The following is a 16,283-nucleotide window of genomic DNA, read 5'->3' as shown; positions in this document are numbered from 1 at the left end:
AGCAAAATTCGATGTCAGCATCCGGTTTTTTTTCAGGTCATTATCAGAAAAAACTGGCGACTCTGCTCGCCCGTTCCCGCAACTCGCTACCGCTAACCAACGTGAAATGGTTCGCTGCACTGGTTGGCAGTATGCTGTTACTTGGCAGTTGCTCTTCACAACCGCCAGGGCCGAAGGTTAACCCTCACCCCCCGGTCACAACGCCGCAACAGAGCAAAGAACCGGTTCGTGGTATCTGGCTGGCAACGGTTTCCCGTCTGGACTGGCCGCCAGTCTCATCCGTAAACATCAGTTCGCCCGCCATCCGCATCAGCCAGCAGCAAAAAGCGCTGACGGATAAGCTGGATAATCTGAAACGTCTTGGGATCAATACCGTTTTTTTCCAGGTGAAACCGGACGGCACTGCGCTGTGGCAATCCAAAATTCTCCCCTGGTCAGACACTCTGACCGGCACCATTGGCCAGGATCCTGGTTACGATCCGTTGCAATTTATGCTCGATGAGGTGCACAAACGCGGGATGAAAGTTCATGCCTGGTTTAACCCCTACCGTGTCTCCGTCAATACGAAGCCTTCAACGGTCGCAGAATTAAACCGCACGCTGTCGCAGAACCCGTCCAGCGTTTATGTTCTGCATCGGGACTGGATCCGTACATCGGGTGACCGTTTTGTACTGGACCCGGGTATTCCTGACGTGCGCGACTGGATAACCAGCATCGTGGCGGAAGTCGTTGAGAATTATCCGGTGGATGGCGTGCAGTTTGACGACTACTTCTATACCGAATCGCCGGGTTCGGCGCTTAACGACAGCCAGACTTTCAGACGGTATGGCCAGGGTTTTGATTCAAAAGCGGACTGGCGACGTCATAACACGCAACGGCTGATCGAACAGGTTTCACAGACCATCAAAAAGCTTAAGCCTGACGTGGAGTTTGGCGTCAGTCCTGCAGGCGTGTGGCGTAATCGCTCCCACGATCCGGCAGGCTCCGACACCCGTGGTGCGGCAGCGTATGATGAATCGTATGCCGATACCCGGCGCTGGGTGCAATTAGGTCTGTTGGATTACATCGCACCACAGCTGTACTGGCCTTTCGCCCGTGATGCGGCGCGTTATGATGTACTGGCAAAATGGTGGGCTGGCGTGGTGAAATCCACCAATACCCGCCTGTATATTGGCGTGGCGCTGTATAAAGTGGGTGAGCCGTCGCGAAAAGAACCGGACTGGACGATACAAGGCGGTGTGCCGGAGCTTAAAAAACAACTCGATCTGAACGAGTCCGAACCGAATATTAATGGCACTATCTTGTTTCGAGAGGACTATCTTAACCAACCGCAAACCCAGGAAGCCGTGACCTATATTCGTGACCGTTGGGGACGCTAAGTATTGCCGGGGGCTGGTGACCGGAGATAAACGCTGACGTAGCGGATAAATTTCCCGATAAACACCCCGGCGAGCACGCCACCGGTAATAATTGCCAACGCGCTCATTACCGGCTGGCGTAAAATATCGGGAGCGATAGCATTCAATACACCTTGTACATATTTGATGCCAAAGGCCAACATCATGAACGGTAATGCAGAGTAATCTGCCGGGCGATGAATGCTGCGTGGTGCGCTACTGCGTGTCAGACGACTGGGGTTTATCAACATATAGCCCACTATCGCGCCGCTAATAATACCAACCATCCACTGCAGATACGTACTGATGGACTGATCGCGGTAAGTGACTAAATCGTAAATATCCCAAAAAAGAAAGAGCGCCGGGATCAGTGCCAGCTTTTCCAGCGTAACGGTAGCGGGTATCCTGGCTTTAATCCCCCGAAATAACAGGAAGACCAACAAGACATACACCCACACTGGTGTGTGCACCAGCATCGCTACGACAAACTCAGCCATACTCCGGCTCCCGACGTGTTAACTACGTTAAGTGTAGCCTGGAGTTATCCGGGTGCAGACGATGCCCCCGGATACTTTACGTGGGGGTCAGGCCGCTGAAGGCTCCGGCAATTTGAAGGAGGAAACCAGTAGCGCTAATTGTTCCGCCTCTTCTTTCAGTACCTGGGTTCGCGTGGCGGCATCATCAATCAACGATGCGTTTTGCTGCACGGTGCTGTCCATTTCGGTGACGGCGAGCGTGACTTCGGAAACGCCCTTACGTTGCTCGTCACCCGCGACACGGATTTCCCCCATCAGTTGGCTAACCTGACGCACGTTGTTGACCAGCTCTTCCAGGCGCTCACCTGCATTGTGGATTTGCTGGCTGCTGCTGCCAACATGCGAAACGGACTCATCAATCAACGCTTTGATTTCCTGGGCTGCAGTGGCACTGCGCTGTGCCAGGGTACGAACTTCAGAGGCAACAACCGCAAATCCTCTGCCTGCATCCCCTGCTCTGGCGGCTTCAACGGCGGCGTTCAGCGCCAGGATATTGGTCTGGAATGCAATACTGTCGATGACGGCTACAATTTCCACCATTCTACCGGACGAGGCACTGACGTTATCCATTGTCGAGATCACACCTTGCATCACGTCGCCACAGCGATTCGCCGTTTGCGCAGTGTTGTCGGAAAGTTCATCTGCCAGTTGCGTGTTGCTCGCATTTTGATGAACGGTCGCATTTAATTGTTCCATCGCGGCCGAGCTCTCTTCCAGCGCAGCCGCCTGCTGAGTTACCCGTGAAGAAAGCTCCATGTTACTGTCGGCCAGGCTGACGGCGTTATTGGCTACCACCACGCTACTGCTTCTGACGGTGATCAGAATGGCGGAAATTTTATCGACGAACAGGTTAAAGGCTTCCGCGATATCTGAAATCTCATCTTTACCTCTAACATCCAGACGTCGGGTAAGATCGCCTTCACCCTGTGCGATATCATCGAGTGCGCGACGTGTATCATCGAGACGAGAGATCAAGCGACGCACCACCAGCCATGATCCTACCAGCAACACGGTCATAATCGGGATCAGCACTTCCAGCACATCCTGCATCATGACTTTGGCGAGGCCAACGATGCGCGTTTCCGGTGTCACCAGCCCTACGACCCAGCCAGTATCAGCCATCGGGAACAACATTACGCGTGACGGAGCATTCAGTACGTTATCGCTTTCCAGCGTGATGGTTTTCACGCCATCAGTCGCGCGCAGCGATTTCAGCCCGGCTTCTACCGGAGCCAGCCAGTGTGCGCTTTGCGCCAGATCGCTAAAGGTTTTGTATTTTGTCTGATCGGCCTGGGGGAAATAGAGGATCTGCCCCTGTTTATCAACCACAAATGCGTAGCCGCCGGTGCTGTTGCCTTGCTGCTGCATAAAGGTCGCTACGTTATCCAGACGAATATCGGTGGTGGCCACACCGGCAAACTTGCCGGCTAATTGATACGGAATACTGCACGTCACCATGTTCACGCCGGAACTGGCATCCTGGTAAACATCAGACCACAGGCAACTGTTCTGTGAGTGACCTTTGGCATGCTGATACCAACTTTCATTGTGATAACCGGCAGATCCTTCGGCATTATAATCATTCGAAAAATCAAGCTTGCCCTCAGCATTGCGCGCCCAGAAAAAGCTACGTTTATCTACTCCCGGGGTAAACGCGTTTGGCTCTGGCCAGATCCCGCCGCCGGTAATAATTGAGTGGCTGCCTTCGCCAATCAGGTGTGGAACCACGCTTTGATACAAAGACTCATCATTAGGCAGTACTTCGGCCAGTCGTGACAGACTGACGGTTTCGCCCTCGATTCGGGATAGCACAGTACTCAGTTGACGGGTTAAACCTTGCCCTGTTTCTTCTATCAGAGCGGTATTGATTTCGACGACGCGTGGCTGACCACGCCAGAGCATAATTGCAACAATAACAAGGGTGGTCACCGCAAGCAGCAGGATGCCGCCAATGGTTAACCGCGTTGAAATACGAGTAGGATACCAGGCCATACAAACTCCTTCTGCAAAAGGCTAACTTTTACCCAGTATCGGCACAGGAGTTTATATCTTTATAACGTTTTCTTAAGTATTACGAAATAAATAAGTGACGTTGTCACATATAGCAAAACCCAGCACTCAGGCTGGGTTTTAATACATCGCTAATCTTATTTAGATAATTCTTTTTTGATTTCTTCTTTTATTTTACTTAATTCACTTTGCGGATGTTTTTTGCAAAGTTCAACGGTCAGAGGCACAGCTGTAGTGATGGTTTCGTTATAGTCAACGAAGTCGCCGCCTTTGAAGTCTTCGTCTTCATTCAGTACCCAGAAAGCAACTGGAGCCATAGTTTGCGGGTTCAAATCAATAAACTCCTGGCAGCTCATGCCTTTCGGAGTGACTTCAGTTTTAGCGTTATCAGTTGCTGCATTGACGCTTACACTGGTTAACAGCGCTGCGACCAGGATGCCTGCTGTAGAAAGGGAGAATTTATTCATTGTAGTACTCCATTTATAATCCAGATAATATCTACACTTGCGCTTTAAACCGTTAATGTAGTTCGCAAAAAATAATACTCCCACCGTCATAGGAATAAAGATTACGGCCATCGATATGGCTGAAATTTATATTTCACATTACTGATTCTGATGTCTGATAAGAAATGTTGCACACAATGTGATCGTTACGACGAAATCAGCAGATTCATCCCTCACTTACCCTACCGTTGCACCAAAACTGAACTACGCTGCACAAATGTTGATCATTAGTTAATGAAAATTGATATTTTTTAACAAAGAACCCCGACGCAGCGCTGTCGCCGACCTGGCACGCGTCCTGCATTGTTAATCCGGTAACAGTGACGCGGTATCTGACAAACAACTAACAGCGAGATGGTAATGACATCAAAACCTGAGTTATTTGCCCGCATAGAAAGGACCTTTAGCCAGCTAACGCCCAGCGAAAAGCGCGTTGCCGGTTGGTTGTTAGCGCACGCTGCACAGATCCCTTTTGAAACGGCAGACGGCATCGCGAAAGCAGCAGGAACCAGTGGCATTACCGTCGGGCGCTACCTGCGTAAACTCGGGTTTCGTAACCTGGAAGATGCGAAAGCCAGCCTGCGTGAAATACCGGCTATTCCCTATCAGCCCTGGGGAATGAACGAGCGCCTGGACTCCTGGCACCAGCAGCAAAATCTACCTGACCGCGCACAACAGTCGCTGTTGCTGGAGATTGACGCTATCACCCACGTCTACCAACTGGCGCAAAGCGAGACATTTTTACGTATTGCGCAGCAATTGGCGCAGGCAGAAGCCGTTTATATCCTTGGGATCCAGTCCACCCGCGGGATCGCTAACGCCTTTTTTAGCCATCTGGAATATCTGCGCCCGAAAGTGAGTTACTCCGAAGGGCTTTCCGGTAGCTGGGTTGAGTCGCTGAACTCGGGATTTAATCAACCTTATGTCGTGATCACCGATACGCGCGCTTACTCGGCGACATCCCGACAATATTGCCGCGTTGCCAGTGAGCGCGGCATTCCTCTCGCGTTAATCACGGATGTATGGTGCCCCTGGGCCAGAGACTATGCCATTGATTTACTTCAGGTGAAAACGGATACCGGGCACTTCTGGGATTCACTTGCTCCGGTAAGTTGCCTGTTCAACTTATTACTCTCCGCGGTGGTGGCGCAACTGGGCGACTCCCTCGCGGGACGCCTGCAAACTAACCGCCAGTTACAACAACAATTTGGTCAATTCGAACAATAAACAGGAAACGTGCTATGTCAGATACCCCAGAACTGGTCGATTTGTCGGTGATTTTCCCGTCACTGCATATCGACCTGAAATACGCTACAGCCGATAACATTACCGGTGCGCCCATCTACCAGGAAGCGCGCTGCCTGCTGCATTCCGAGGCCGTCACAGCACTGGCTAAAAGCATCAGCATCGCGCAGTTGGCGGGTTTGTCATTGGTGGTGTATGACGCCTACCGCCCACAGCAGGCGCAGGCGATACTGTGGAATGCCTGTCCGGATCCGCAGTATGTGGTGGATGTGGCGATCGGTTCGAATCACAGCCGGGGTACGGCCATTGACGTCACGCTGATGGATGCTCGCGGTAATGTGCTCGATATGGGGGCTGGTTTTGATGAAATGCATGACCGTTCCCATGCCTGGCACCCTTCAGTTCCTCCGGCTGCGCAGCGTAATCGACTGCTGCTCAATGCCATCATGTTCGGCGGCGGTTTTGTCGGCATCAACAGCGAGTGGTGGCATTTCGAACTGCCAAATGCCGCGCGTTACCCGCTGCTGGACGATCAAATATCTTGTTACACTGTCACGTCTATAACAACACAACATCCCCTTTAATTCTGGAGCCTGGTTATGAAGACTACACCTGCGTTAACCTCGTTTTTTCGCCCCGCTCTGTTAGCCGTTGCGCTGGCGGTCGCTTTGCCTGCCGCACAGGCCGCCGTCCCTAAAGATATGCTGGTTATCGGTAAAGCCGCCGATCCACAAACGCTCGACCCCGCTGTAACAATCGATAACAACGACTGGACGGTGACCTATCCCTCATATCAGCGTTTGGTTCAGTACAAAACAGAGGGCGGCAAAGGTTCCACGGAAGTTGAAGGTGATTTGGCCAGCGGCTGGAAAGCGTCTGATGACCAAAAAGAATGGATCTTTACCCTGAAAAGCGATGCAAAATTCGCCGACGGCACGCCAGTGACCGCTGATGCAGTAAAACAATCTTTTGAGCGCTTGCTCAAGATCGGTCAAGGGCCGGCTGAGGCATTTCCGAAAGATCTGAAAGTTGATGCCATCGACAACAACACGGTGAAATTTACCCTTAGCCAACCATTCGCGCCGTTCTTATATACGCTGGCAAATGACGGTGCCTCAATTATCAACCCGGCGATCTTAAAAGAGCATGCCGCTGATGATGCCCGTGGATTTCTGGCACAAAATACGGCCGGGTCTGGTCCCTTCATGTTGAAGAGCTGGCAAAAAGGACAACAACTGGTACTGGTACCCAACCCACATTATTCCGGCCCTAAACCCACGTTTAAACGCGTATCGGTCAAGATCATCGGAGAAAGCGCTTCCCGTCGTTTGCAACTGTCCCGTGGCGATATCGACATTGCCGATGCGCTTCCTGTTGACCAGCTTGCTGCCTTAAAACAGGAAGGTAAAGTCAACGTGGCGGATTATCCCTCGTTGCGCGTCACCTATCTGTATCTGAATAACAGTAAAGCGCCGCTCAATCAGGTGGATTTGCGCCGCGCCATCTCGTGGGCCACCGATTATAAAGGCATGGTAAATGGGATCCTCAGCGGTAACGGCAAGCAGATGCGTGGCCCCATTCCTGAGGGGATGTGGGGTTTTGATGACAAGGCCATGCAGTACAGCTTTGATGAAGCGAAAGCAAAAGAAGCATTAGGTAACGTTGCCAACAAACCCGAAACCCTGAGCTTCCTGTATTCCGATAACGATCCTAACTGGGAGCCAATTGCGCTCTCCACTCAGGCCAGCCTCGGCAAGTTAGGTATTAAGGTGAAACTGGAAAAACTGGCGAATGCCACCATGCGCGATCGCGTCGGTAAAGGTGACTATGACATTGCCATCGGTAACTGGAGCCCGGACTTTGCTGACCCGTACATGTTCATGAACTACTGGTTCGAGTCGGATAAGAAAGGCTTGCCGGGTAACCGTTCATTCTATGAAAACAGTGAGGTCGATAAGTTGCTGCGCAGCGCGCTGGCCACCACCGACCAGGTCGCCAGAACCAATGATTACCAGCAGGCGCAAACCATCGTCATTGATGAAGCGGCTTACGTCTATTTATTCCAGAAAAACTACCAGCTGGCGATGAATAAAGACGTCAAAGGTTTTGTCTTCAACCCCATGCTGGAACAGGTCTTCAATATCGCCACCATGAGTAAATAAACCACATTAATGCGGAGCCGATTTGGCTCCGCAAGGGGAAGCCAATGACCTTCTGGAGCATTTTACGCCAGCGATGCTGGGGACTTATCCTGGTGGTTGCCGGTGTCTGTGTAATCACTTTTATTATTTCACACCTGATCCCGGGCAACCCTGCACGGCTGCTGGCCGGCGATCGCGCCAGTGATGAAATTGTCGAAAATATTCGCCAACAGCTGGGACTGAATCAGCCGTTGTATATTCAGTTTTTCCGTTACGTCAGCGATATTTTTCAGGGTGATTTAGGCACATCCATTCGCTCCGGCCGTCCGGTGCTGGATGAACTGCGCGTATTCTTCCCTGCCACTCTTGAATTGGCCTTCTGCTCTCTGCTGCTGGCGCTGATCATCGGTATCCCGCTGGGTATTCTGTCTGCTGTCTGGCGCAACCGTTGGCTTGACCACCTCGTCCGCCTGATGGCGATCACCGGTATTTCGACCCCGGCATTCTGGTTGGGCCTCGGCGTTATCGTGCTGTTTTATGGCCATTTGCAGATTTTACCCGGCGGCGGACGGCTTGATGACTGGCTCGATCCCCCCACGCATGTCACCGGTTTCTATCTGGTTGATGCGCTACTGGAAGGCAACGCCGAGGTCTTTTTCAATGCGCTGCAGCACCTGATCCTGCCGTCGCTGACGCTGGCCTTTGTGCACTTAGGGATCGTTGCCCGACAGATTCGCTCCGCCATGCTGGAACAACTGGGCGAAGATTATATCCGCACCGCGCGTGCCAGTGGTTTACCGGGTTGGTACATCATTTTGTGTTATGCACTGCCGAATGCGTTGATTCCGTCAATAACCGTGCTGGGTCTGGCCCTGGGCGATCTGCTCTATGGCGCGGTACTGACCGAAACGGTCTTTGCCTGGCCGGGCATGGGCGCCTGGGTTGTGACCTCCATTCAGGCGCTTGATTTCCCGGCCGTGATGGGATTTGCCGTGGTGGTCTCCTTCGCCTATGTGCTGGTTAACCTGGTGGTGGATTTGCTCTATCTGTGGGTAGATCCTCGAATTGGACGTGGAGGCGCACAATGATGCTCACACAAGAAACGCCAGCGGCCCCGCAGACCGCCCGCCGTCGCACGGACTGGGCCAAATTGTTCTGGATGATGAAAAGCAGCCCGCTGACGCTGATTGGCGGCGTTATTATTGTACTGATGCTACTGTTAATGGTGCTCTCTCCGTGGATCACCCCTTACGATCCTAACGCCATCGATCTGACCGCTCGCCTGTTGCCACCGTCGGCCAGCCACTGGTTTGGCACCGATGAAGTGGGTCGTGATCTGTTCAGCCGCGTCCTGGTCGGAAGTCAGCAGTCAATTGTCGCCGGTCTGGTGGTGGTGGGTATCGCTGGCGGGCTGGGCTCGCTGTTGGGATGCCTGTCTGGCGTGATGGGCGGACGTGCCGATGCGATCATCATGCGTATGATGGATGTTATGCTGTCCATTCCTTCGCTGGTACTGACAATGGCACTGGCCGCTGCATTAGGGCCAAGCCTGTTCAACGCCATGCTGGCGATTGCGATTGTGCGTATTCCTTTCTATGTACGCCTCGCCCGCGGTCAAACGTTGGTCGTTCGTCAGTTTACTTATGTACAGGCCGCGCGAACCTATGGCGCATCACGCTGGCATCTGATCAGCTGGCATATTTTACGCAATTCACTTCCCCCGCTGATTGTGCAGGCATCACTGGATATTGGCAGTGCGATCCTGATGGCCGCCACGCTCGGATTTATTGGCCTCGGCGCCCAACAACCCAGCGCTGAATGGGGCGCAATGGTGGCGATTGGTAGAAACTACGTGCTTGACCAGTGGTGGTATTGCGCATTTCCTGGTGCCGCCATTCTGATTACCGCCGTGGGCTTTAATCTCTTTGGTGATGGTATTCGCGATCTGCTGGATCCGAAAGCCGGAGGAAAACACTCATGACACAACCTGTCCTGGAGATCGAGAATTTACATCTGAGCTTCCCCGGTTATAAAGCGGATGTGCATGCGCTGAATCATGTGTCGCTGCATATCAACCGGGGTGAAATTGTCGGCGTGGTTGGTGAGTCTGGCTCAGGGAAATCCGTCACGGCCATGCTCGCCATGCGTCTGTTACCCGAAGGAAGCTATCGTATCCATCAGGGGCGCGTTACGCTGTTGGGTGAAGATGTTTTAACTGCCAGCGAAAAACAAATGCGCCAGTGGCGCGGCCAGCGCGTGGCGATGATTTTCCAGGAGCCGATGACGGCGTTGAATCCAACACGACGAATCGGCCAGCAAATGGTGGAGGTCATCCGTCACCATCAGGCATTGAGCCGCACGGATGCCCGGCAGAAAGCCATTGCGTTACTGGAAGAAATGCAAATCCCGGATGCCCCGGAAGTAATGTCCCGCTTCCCGTTTGAGCTTTCTGGGGGGATGCGTCAGCGCGTGATGATTGCGCTCGCGTTTTCCTGTGAGCCAGACCTGATCATTGCCGATGAACCCACCACCGCGCTGGATGTCACGGTACAGCTTCAGGTGCTGCGCTTACTGAAGCGTAAAGCGCGGGCCAGCGGTACCGCCGTGTTGTTTATCAGCCATGATATGGCCGTCGTCTCGCAATTGTGTGACCGGTTATACGTTATGTATGCCGGGAGCGTGATTGAAAGCGGCCCGACGCAAACCGTTATTCAGCACCCCACACATCCCTACTCTATTGGCCTCCTGAAGTGTGCGCCTGAGCACGGTGAACCGCGTGCTTTGCTCCCCGCGATTCCGGGTACCGTACCGAATTTAACCTGTTTACCCGTCGGATGTGCGTTCCGCGATCGCTGCTTTGCCGCGGGGCCTCGCTGTGAAGAAACACCTGATTTATGCAGCCAGGGCGGTGCGGATCAACAATCCGCCTGCTGGTACCCACAACTGGAGACGACACATGTCTGATATTTTACTGGACCTGCAGGATGTTCATATTAACTTCCCCGCGCGAAAAAACTGGCTCGGCAAAGTAACAGAGCGGGTGCATGCACTCAACGGTCTGGATTTACAAATCCGCCAGGGGGAAACGCTGGGGATTGTTGGCGAATCCGGCTGCGGTAAAAGTACGCTGGCACAACTGCTGATGGGGATGCTCAAACCGAGCCAGGGGCACTATTCTTGCGGCGGTGGCAAACAGCATAACGGTATGCAGATGGTCTTTCAGGACCCGCTTTCATCCCTGGATCCGCGCTTGCCGGTATGGCGAATAATCACTGAACCGGTATGGATCCAAAAGCGTAGCCCTGAACGCGAACGCCGCGCCCTGGCCGAGGATTTGGCTCGCCAGGTAGGGATTCGTCCGGAATACCTCGATCGCCTGCCGCATGCCTTTTCTGGCGGACAGCGTCAGCGTATTGCCATCGCCCGCGCGCTGTCATCGGAGCCGGATGTGATCGTCCTTGATGAGCCAACGTCGGCACTGGATATTTCGGTACAGGCGCAAATCCTCAATCTGCTGGTTGCATTGCAGGCACGCCGGAATCTGACTTTTGTGCTGATATCGCATAACGTATCGGTCGTACGGCATATGAGCGACCGCGTGGCGGTGATGTACCTTGGGCAAATTGTTGAGCTGGGCGATGCGCAACAGGTTCTCTCGCATCCGGCGCATCCTTACACCCGTCTGTTGCTGGATTCGGTGCCTAAAACGGGTACACCGCTGGCTGAAGACCTGGTCCTGCGTAAAACCGAACTCCCCGGCAACAGGACGCTACCGCAAGGTTGTTTTTTCCGCGACAGATGCCCGCTGGCAACCCACGGATGTGAAAAAAAACAGACATTACTGAAAAATGAAGCCGGACGCGAAGTTCGTTGTTGGCGGGCCATTGACATCTGCTGACTGCGCATTTTCAGGCGAGATACGCCTTTTTCAGCGCGTCCACCAGCATTCCCGACGCGGTTGATAATTTATGGTGTGCCGAACGCAGCACCCCGATCCGCCGCTGGATCACGGGACCGTCAAGCTCTATACAGGTTGCGCCAAGTTCCGTCATTTGTGTTCGACACAGTGCGGGAACTGCGCTGCCGCCTAATCCGTTTGCCACCATACGGCCAACGGTCACCAGTTGATGGCTTTCCAGCGCCACGTCCAGCGTATGTCCGCTTTGCACCAGTTGTTCTTCCAGCATCAGGCGCACGGCAGATGGGCGTTGCAGCGTAATAAAATCCAGCGTCAGCAGTTCGCGCCACGCAATACGCTCTCGCCCCGCCAGCCTGGATGTTGGCGGGACGATCGCCACAAAACGATCGACACCGAGCGGCGTGAAGTGCAGTTGCCCTGAATAATCAGGCTCGAAGGCGATCCCCATCTCCACCCGCCCTTCACTCACCATTTCAATCACGTGTTCATTGATCACATCGTGAACCGTCACGTTAATACCGGAATAGCAATCCCGAAAGGTTTTCAGTACCTGTGGCAGGACGTTAGCCGCAAACGAAGGCATGGCAGCAATGGAGATTTTACCGCGTTGCAGTGTAAAGCGCTGGCGCATTGCTTCTTCCGTATTCTCCCAGTCCGCCAGCAGTTGTCGCCCCATATTCAGCAGCGTTTCTCCTTCCTGCGTCAGGGTCACTTTGCGGGTGGTTCTCAACAGTAACGCCCCGCCCAGCGAGTCCTCAAGTCCTTTAATCGCCAGGCTTAATGCGGGCTGCGACATATTCAGTCTTTCACTGGCATGAGCAAAATTCAGAGTGTGAGCTACCGCTAAAAACGCGCGTAACTGTTTGATGCTCATTCCCATTTCGCATTCCTTTAACCTATTGAATACCTTTAATTAACATTAAATTGATAAAAAAACCCAATGAGTGAGTCACAAATTTAAAATTAACAAATCATTTTTCACCCCCAATGATGTCGGCAAGGACAACTGGAGGGACAAGTGTATGGCTGGACTGGATAAACGTGTCGCCACGTATCAAGAGGCGCTGGCAGGGCTGACCGACAATATGACGCTGCTGGCGGGCGGTTTTGGCTTATGCGGCATTCCTGAAAACCTGATTGCCGAAGTACGCCGTCGGGAGGTTCAGGGACTGACCGTCGTTTCAAACAACTGCGGCGTGGATGGTTTTGGCCTCGGTGTGCTGCTGGAAACACGTCAGGTACGTAAAGTGGTAGCGTCCTATGTTGGCGAAAATGCGCTGTTTGAAAAGCAGGTACTGAGCGGTGAACTGGAAGCCATTCTGACCCCACAGGGCACGCTGGCTGAGCAGTTACGTGCCGGCGGCGCAGGGATCCCGGCGTTTTTCACCGCCACAGGATACGGTACACCCGTCGCCGAAGGCAAAGAGGTACGTGAATTTGACGGCCGTCCTTACATTATGGAACAGGCGATTACCGGTGATTTTGCGCTGGTCAAAGGCTGGAAAGCCGACTGGTACGGCAACGTTATTTATCGCCACACCGCACAGAATTTTAATCCACTGATGGCCGCCGCCGGGCGTATTACCGTCGTGGAAGTCGAAGAAATTGTCCCTCCCGGCGAGCTGGACCCCGCCGCAATTCATACCCCGGGAATTTTCGTAAACCGCATCATTCAGGGGCAGTTTGAAAAACGCATTGAACAACGCACCCTGCGCCAGAAAGGAGCCTGACATGTTAACACGTGAACAAATGGCGATGCGTGTCGCCCGGGAACTGCGCGACGGTTATTACGTCAACCTTGGGATCGGTATTCCAACTTTAGTGGCCAATTATATTCCCGATGGGATGGACGTGATGCTCCAGTCGGAGAACGGTCTGCTGGGGATGGGCCCGTTTCCGATCGAAGACGAAATTGATGCTGACATGATCAACGCCGGTAAACAGACCGTGACGGCGCGCAAAGGCGCGGCGATCTTCGACTCGGCGCAATCTTTCGCCATGATCCGCGGCGGTCACGTTGACCTGACGGTGCTCGGCGCGTTTGAAGTGGATGTTAACGGCAATATCGCCTCATGGATGATCCCCGGAAAAATGGTGAAAGGCATGGGTGGCGCGATGGACCTGGTGGCCGGGGCTGAAAACATCATTGTGGTGATGACGCATGCGTCCAAAAACGGTGAGTCCAAGCTGCTCCCCGCCTGCACCCTGCCATTAACCGGCGTGGCCTGCATTAAACGCGTGCTTACCGACCTGGCGTTGCTGGAGATCGCCGATGGCGCGTTCATTCTGCGCGAACGTGCGCCGGGCATCAGCGTGGATGAGATTGTCGCCAGAACAGCCGGCAAGCTGATCGTTCCCGAAAACGTCCCCGAAATGCAATTTAGCTGAGGAGCTGACCATGCAGGATGTTGTTATTGTCGCCGCAACGCGCACACCCATTGGCAGTTTCCACGGGGCGCTGGCACCGCTCAGTGCCGTGGAACTGGGGGCAGTGGTGATCCGCTCTCTGTTGGAAAAAACCGCCGTCGCGCCGGAGCAAATTGACGAGGTGATCCTGGGGCAGGTTCTGACGGCGGGCAGCGGCCAGAATCCGGCCAGACAGACAGCATTACGGGCTGGCTTGCCGGTGACGGTCCCTGCGCTAACCATCAATCTGGTATGTGGTTCAGGTCTGAAAGCGGTGCAACAGGCGGTGCAGGCTATCCGCTGCGGTGATGCGGACATCATCATTGCCGGAGGCCAGGAAAGCATGAGCAATGCGCCCTATTTTCTCGACGGCGCACGCTCGGGTCTGCGTCTGGGGCATGCCAGTCTGAAAGACAGCGTGGTACACGACGGGTTGTGGGATGCGTTTAACGACTACCACATGGGCATTACTGCAGAAAATCTGGCGGATAAATTCGTTATCAGTCGCGAGCAGCAGGATGCCTTTGCGCTGCAGTCTCAGCAGAAAGCCGCGGCGGCAATTGAAGCTGGTCGATTCAATGCAGAAATCACGCCGGTCAGCGTTCCACAAGGGAAAAAACCACCACGTTTGGTTGAGCGTGATGAACAATCGCGCCCGGATACTCAGGCGGAGAAACTGGCACAACTGAAACCGGCTTTTCGTCCTGGTAATGGCACAGTGACCGCCGGGAACGCCTCATCAATCAACGACGGCGCGGCGGCGGTGATGCTGATGAGCGCCGCCAAAGCAACAGAACTTAAGCTGCCGGTTCTTGCCCGGGTGGCGGGTTACGCCGTTTCCGGTGTCGACCCGGCCATTATGGGCATTGGGCCGGTAGAGGCGTCACTCCAGTGCCTGAAGCGAGCGGGCTGGACGTTGAATGATGTCGATCTCATTGAAGCCAACGAAGCCTTCGCCGCACAGGCGCTGGCGGTTGGCGAATCCCTGAACTGGGACAGCGACCGGGTGAACGTAAACGGCGGTGCGATTGCGCTGGGTCATCCGATTGGTGCCTCTGGCTGCCGCATTCTGGTGACCCTGTTACATGAAATGGCGCGCAGTAACGCGACCAAAGGGCTGGCTACGCTGTGCGTAGGCGGCGGTCAGGGCGTCGCGCTGGCGGTAGAGCGTTCAACAGGAGAACAGCATGCAAAATAATCACTTTAGCGTCCTGGGCGCGGGTTTAATGGGCGTCGGCATTGCCACCCATTTTGCCCGTTTTGGCCATAATATCTGGCTATTTGATACCGATAGCGACCGGATTGCTGAAATTAACGCCGTTGCCGGGAGCATTCTCGATGAGCTGATCGCGACTGACCAGTTTCACGCAGAGGAAAAAGCGTCGGTTCTGAGTCGCTTGCACGGTACGACTTCGCTGCAGGATATCGCCACCGCGCAATTACTGATTGAAGCGATCCCGGAACGACTCGAGCTCAAACACGCACTGTATGCACAACTGGAAGCATTAATCGCCCCAGATGCGGTGATCGCCAGTAATACCAGTGGCCTGCCGCCGGATGCGCTGGCAGAAAAACTCACCCACCCCGAACGGTTGCTGATCGCCCATTTCTGGCATCCCCCCCACTTTATTCCGCTGGTTGAAATTGTGCCGGGTTCAGCAACGAAACCGGAATATCTCAGCGAGTTGCAACGTCTGTTGTTCTCGATGCAACTGGAAGCGGTGGTGCTCGATCGCGCCGCACCGGGGTTTGTCGGTAACCGTTTGCAATTCGCACTGCTGCGTGAAGCGCTACATATCGTTAAAAGCGGGATCGCCAGCGCGGAAGTGGTGGATCAGGTGATGCGCGCCTCCCTCGGGCGTCGCTATGCGATGGTCGGTCCGCTGGAGGCGGCTGATATGACCGGGCTGTCTACGGTGCAGGATATTTGTCGGCATCTGCTCCCGGAGCTGGCCACCGGCAGCGACATGATGTCACTTGTTGCTGACAAGGTTGCCAACGGCGACACCGGCTTGCGCAGTGGTCAGGGGTTTTATCGCTGGGATGATTCGCGCAAGGAATACATCCAGCAACGCCGTGAACATCAACTGCGCTTTGCCCTGAAGCCATAACGTCTCTTTCTG

The 16,283-nt window shown here is 54.0% G+C and carries 16 protein-coding genes; 12 read left to right on the top strand and 4 right to left on the bottom strand.

Going from position 1 to position 16,283, the window contains the following annotated elements:
- Positions 1–11 precede the first annotated feature (11 nt).
- Positions 12–1,379 carry a glycoside hydrolase family 10-like protein gene (locus SK32_RS05500; RefSeq protein WP_048211669.1) on the top strand — a complete coding sequence of 456 codons (1,368 nt, stop codon included), beginning with the start codon at positions 12–14 and terminating at the stop codon, positions 1,377–1,379.
- Here the strand turns inward: SK32_RS05500 and SK32_RS05495 are convergent.
- The 3 genes from SK32_RS05495 to hdeB all read right to left on the bottom strand — a co-directional run bounded on the left by SK32_RS05495 (position 1,376) and on the right by hdeB (position 4,410).
- Positions 1,376–1,894, bottom strand: a complete 519-nt coding sequence (locus SK32_RS05495) for a hypothetical protein (RefSeq protein WP_048211668.1) — start codon at positions 1,892–1,894, stop codon at positions 1,376–1,378. The genes SK32_RS05500 and SK32_RS05495 overlap by 4 nt on opposite strands.
- An 87-nt stretch (positions 1,895–1,981) precedes the next feature.
- The gene (locus tag SK32_RS05490; protein WP_048211667.1) at positions 1,982–3,925 is read right to left on the bottom strand and encodes a methyl-accepting chemotaxis protein; all 1,944 of its coding nucleotides are present in this window, start codon (positions 3,923–3,925) and stop codon (positions 1,982–1,984) included.
- 155 nt (positions 3,926–4,080) lie between these two features.
- The gene (hdeB, locus tag SK32_RS05485; RefSeq protein WP_005122660.1) at positions 4,081–4,410 is read right to left on the bottom strand and encodes an acid-activated periplasmic chaperone HdeB; all 330 of its coding nucleotides are present in this window, start codon (positions 4,408–4,410) and stop codon (positions 4,081–4,083) included.
- 399 nt (positions 4,411–4,809) lie between these two features.
- Between hdeB and SK32_RS05480 the strand changes: the two genes are divergently transcribed.
- Genes SK32_RS05480 through SK32_RS05450 form a run of 7 tightly spaced genes read left to right on the top strand, consistent with a single transcriptional unit; the run spans position 4,810 to position 11,733 of the window.
- Positions 4,810–5,676, top strand: coding sequence for a MurR/RpiR family transcriptional regulator (locus SK32_RS05480; RefSeq protein ID WP_048211666.1), 867 nt, complete (start codon positions 4,810–4,812; stop codon positions 5,674–5,676).
- A 14-nt stretch (positions 5,677–5,690) separates the two neighbouring features.
- A complete protein-coding gene (gene ddpX, locus SK32_RS05475) occupies positions 5,691–6,278 on the top strand; it encodes a D-alanyl-D-alanine dipeptidase (RefSeq protein ID WP_048211665.1) in 588 nt (195 codons plus the stop codon).
- Positions 6,279–6,293: 15 nt separating this feature from the next.
- Entirely contained in the window at positions 6,294–7,856 is a 1,563-nt protein-coding gene (locus SK32_RS05470) for an ABC transporter substrate-binding protein (RefSeq protein ID WP_048211664.1), read from the top strand.
- A 44-nt stretch (positions 7,857–7,900) separates the two neighbouring features.
- Entirely contained in the window at positions 7,901–8,923 is a 1,023-nt protein-coding gene (locus SK32_RS05465) for an ABC transporter permease (RefSeq protein WP_048211663.1), read from the top strand.
- Positions 8,920–9,816: a D,D-dipeptide ABC transporter permease gene (gene ddpC / locus SK32_RS05460; protein ID WP_048211662.1), complete on the top strand. Its 897-nt coding sequence runs from the start codon at positions 8,920–8,922 to the stop codon at positions 9,814–9,816. Before SK32_RS05465 ends, ddpC begins: the two co-directional genes overlap by 4 nt.
- Positions 9,813–10,799, top strand: coding sequence for an ABC transporter ATP-binding protein (locus SK32_RS05455; RefSeq protein WP_048211661.1), 987 nt, complete (start codon positions 9,813–9,815; stop codon positions 10,797–10,799). Before ddpC ends, SK32_RS05455 begins: the two co-directional genes overlap by 4 nt.
- Positions 10,792–11,733 (top strand): ABC transporter ATP-binding protein, encoded by a 942-nt coding sequence (locus SK32_RS05450; RefSeq protein WP_048211660.1) that lies wholly within the window; start codon positions 10,792–10,794, stop codon positions 11,731–11,733. The genes SK32_RS05455 and SK32_RS05450 overlap by 8 nt, the downstream gene beginning before the upstream one ends.
- A gap of 10 nt (positions 11,734–11,743) precedes the next feature.
- Here SK32_RS05450 and SK32_RS05445 read toward each other — a convergent pair whose 3' ends face one another.
- Positions 11,744–12,634 carry a LysR family transcriptional regulator gene (locus SK32_RS05445; protein ID WP_048211659.1) on the bottom strand — a complete coding sequence of 297 codons (891 nt, stop codon included), beginning with the start codon at positions 12,632–12,634 and terminating at the stop codon, positions 11,744–11,746.
- Between the two features lie 142 nt (positions 12,635–12,776).
- Here SK32_RS05445 and SK32_RS05440 point away from each other — a divergent pair, with 142 nt between their 5' ends.
- The 4 genes from SK32_RS05440 to SK32_RS05425 are packed head-to-tail and all read left to right on the top strand — an operon-like array spanning position 12,777 to position 16,271.
- Positions 12,777–13,484 carry a CoA transferase subunit A gene (locus tag SK32_RS05440; protein WP_048211658.1) on the top strand — a complete coding sequence of 236 codons (708 nt, stop codon included), beginning with the start codon at positions 12,777–12,779 and terminating at the stop codon, positions 13,482–13,484.
- Between the two features lies 1 nt (position 13,485).
- Entirely contained in the window at positions 13,486–14,142 is a 657-nt protein-coding gene (locus SK32_RS05435) for a CoA transferase subunit B (protein WP_048211657.1), read from the top strand.
- Positions 14,143–14,152: 10 nt separating this feature from the next.
- Positions 14,153–15,358: an acetyl-CoA C-acetyltransferase gene (locus SK32_RS05430; protein WP_048211656.1), complete on the top strand. Its 1,206-nt coding sequence runs from the start codon at positions 14,153–14,155 to the stop codon at positions 15,356–15,358.
- Positions 15,348–16,271 carry a 3-hydroxyacyl-CoA dehydrogenase family protein gene (locus SK32_RS05425; RefSeq protein WP_048211655.1) on the top strand — a complete coding sequence of 308 codons (924 nt, stop codon included), beginning with the start codon at positions 15,348–15,350 and terminating at the stop codon, positions 16,269–16,271. The genes SK32_RS05430 and SK32_RS05425 overlap by 11 nt, the downstream gene beginning before the upstream one ends.
- Positions 16,272–16,283: the final 12 nt, after the last annotated feature.

Source organism: Citrobacter sp. MGH100 (assembly GCF_001034465.1).
Classification (GTDB): domain Bacteria; phylum Pseudomonadota; class Gammaproteobacteria; order Enterobacterales; family Enterobacteriaceae; genus Citrobacter; species Citrobacter youngae.
The sequence above is the reverse complement of the archived record's forward strand: the minus strand, read 5'-3'. Positions and strand labels throughout refer to the sequence as shown.

Excerpts from the sequence above, each read along its gene's own strand:
- SK32_RS05470 (WP_048211664.1), top strand. The coding sequence starts at position 6,294 with ATGAAGACTACACCTGCGTTAACCTCGTTTTTTCGCCCCGCTCTGTTA.
- ddpC (WP_048211662.1), top strand. The coding sequence starts at position 8,920 with ATGATGCTCACACAAGAAACGCCAGCGGCCCCGCAGACCGCCCGCCGT.
- ddpX (WP_048211665.1), top strand. The coding sequence starts at position 5,691 with ATGTCAGATACCCCAGAACTGGTCGATTTGTCGGTGATTTTCCCGTCA.
- SK32_RS05500 (WP_048211669.1), top strand. The coding sequence starts at position 12 with ATGTCAGCATCCGGTTTTTTTTCAGGTCATTATCAGAAAAAACTGGCG.
- SK32_RS05445 (WP_048211659.1), bottom strand. The coding sequence starts at position 12,634 with ATGGGAATGAGCATCAAACAGTTACGCGCGTTTTTAGCGGTAGCTCAC.
- SK32_RS05440 (WP_048211658.1), top strand. The coding sequence starts at position 12,777 with ATGGCTGGACTGGATAAACGTGTCGCCACGTATCAAGAGGCGCTGGCA.
- SK32_RS05490 (WP_048211667.1), bottom strand. The coding sequence starts at position 3,925 with ATGGCCTGGTATCCTACTCGTATTTCAACGCGGTTAACCATTGGCGGC.
- SK32_RS05465 (WP_048211663.1), top strand. The coding sequence starts at position 7,901 with ATGACCTTCTGGAGCATTTTACGCCAGCGATGCTGGGGACTTATCCTG.
- SK32_RS05430 (WP_048211656.1), top strand. The coding sequence starts at position 14,153 with ATGCAGGATGTTGTTATTGTCGCCGCAACGCGCACACCCATTGGCAGT.
- SK32_RS05435 (WP_048211657.1), top strand. The coding sequence starts at position 13,486 with ATGTTAACACGTGAACAAATGGCGATGCGTGTCGCCCGGGAACTGCGC.
- SK32_RS05495 (WP_048211668.1), bottom strand. The coding sequence starts at position 1,894 with ATGGCTGAGTTTGTCGTAGCGATGCTGGTGCACACACCAGTGTGGGTG.
- SK32_RS05450 (WP_048211660.1), top strand. The coding sequence starts at position 10,792 with ATGTCTGATATTTTACTGGACCTGCAGGATGTTCATATTAACTTCCCC.
- hdeB (WP_005122660.1), bottom strand. The coding sequence starts at position 4,410 with ATGAATAAATTCTCCCTTTCTACAGCAGGCATCCTGGTCGCAGCGCTG.
- SK32_RS05425 (WP_048211655.1), top strand. The coding sequence starts at position 15,348 with ATGCAAAATAATCACTTTAGCGTCCTGGGCGCGGGTTTAATGGGCGTC.
- SK32_RS05455 (WP_048211661.1), top strand. The coding sequence starts at position 9,813 with ATGACACAACCTGTCCTGGAGATCGAGAATTTACATCTGAGCTTCCCC.
- SK32_RS05480 (WP_048211666.1), top strand. The coding sequence starts at position 4,810 with ATGACATCAAAACCTGAGTTATTTGCCCGCATAGAAAGGACCTTTAGC.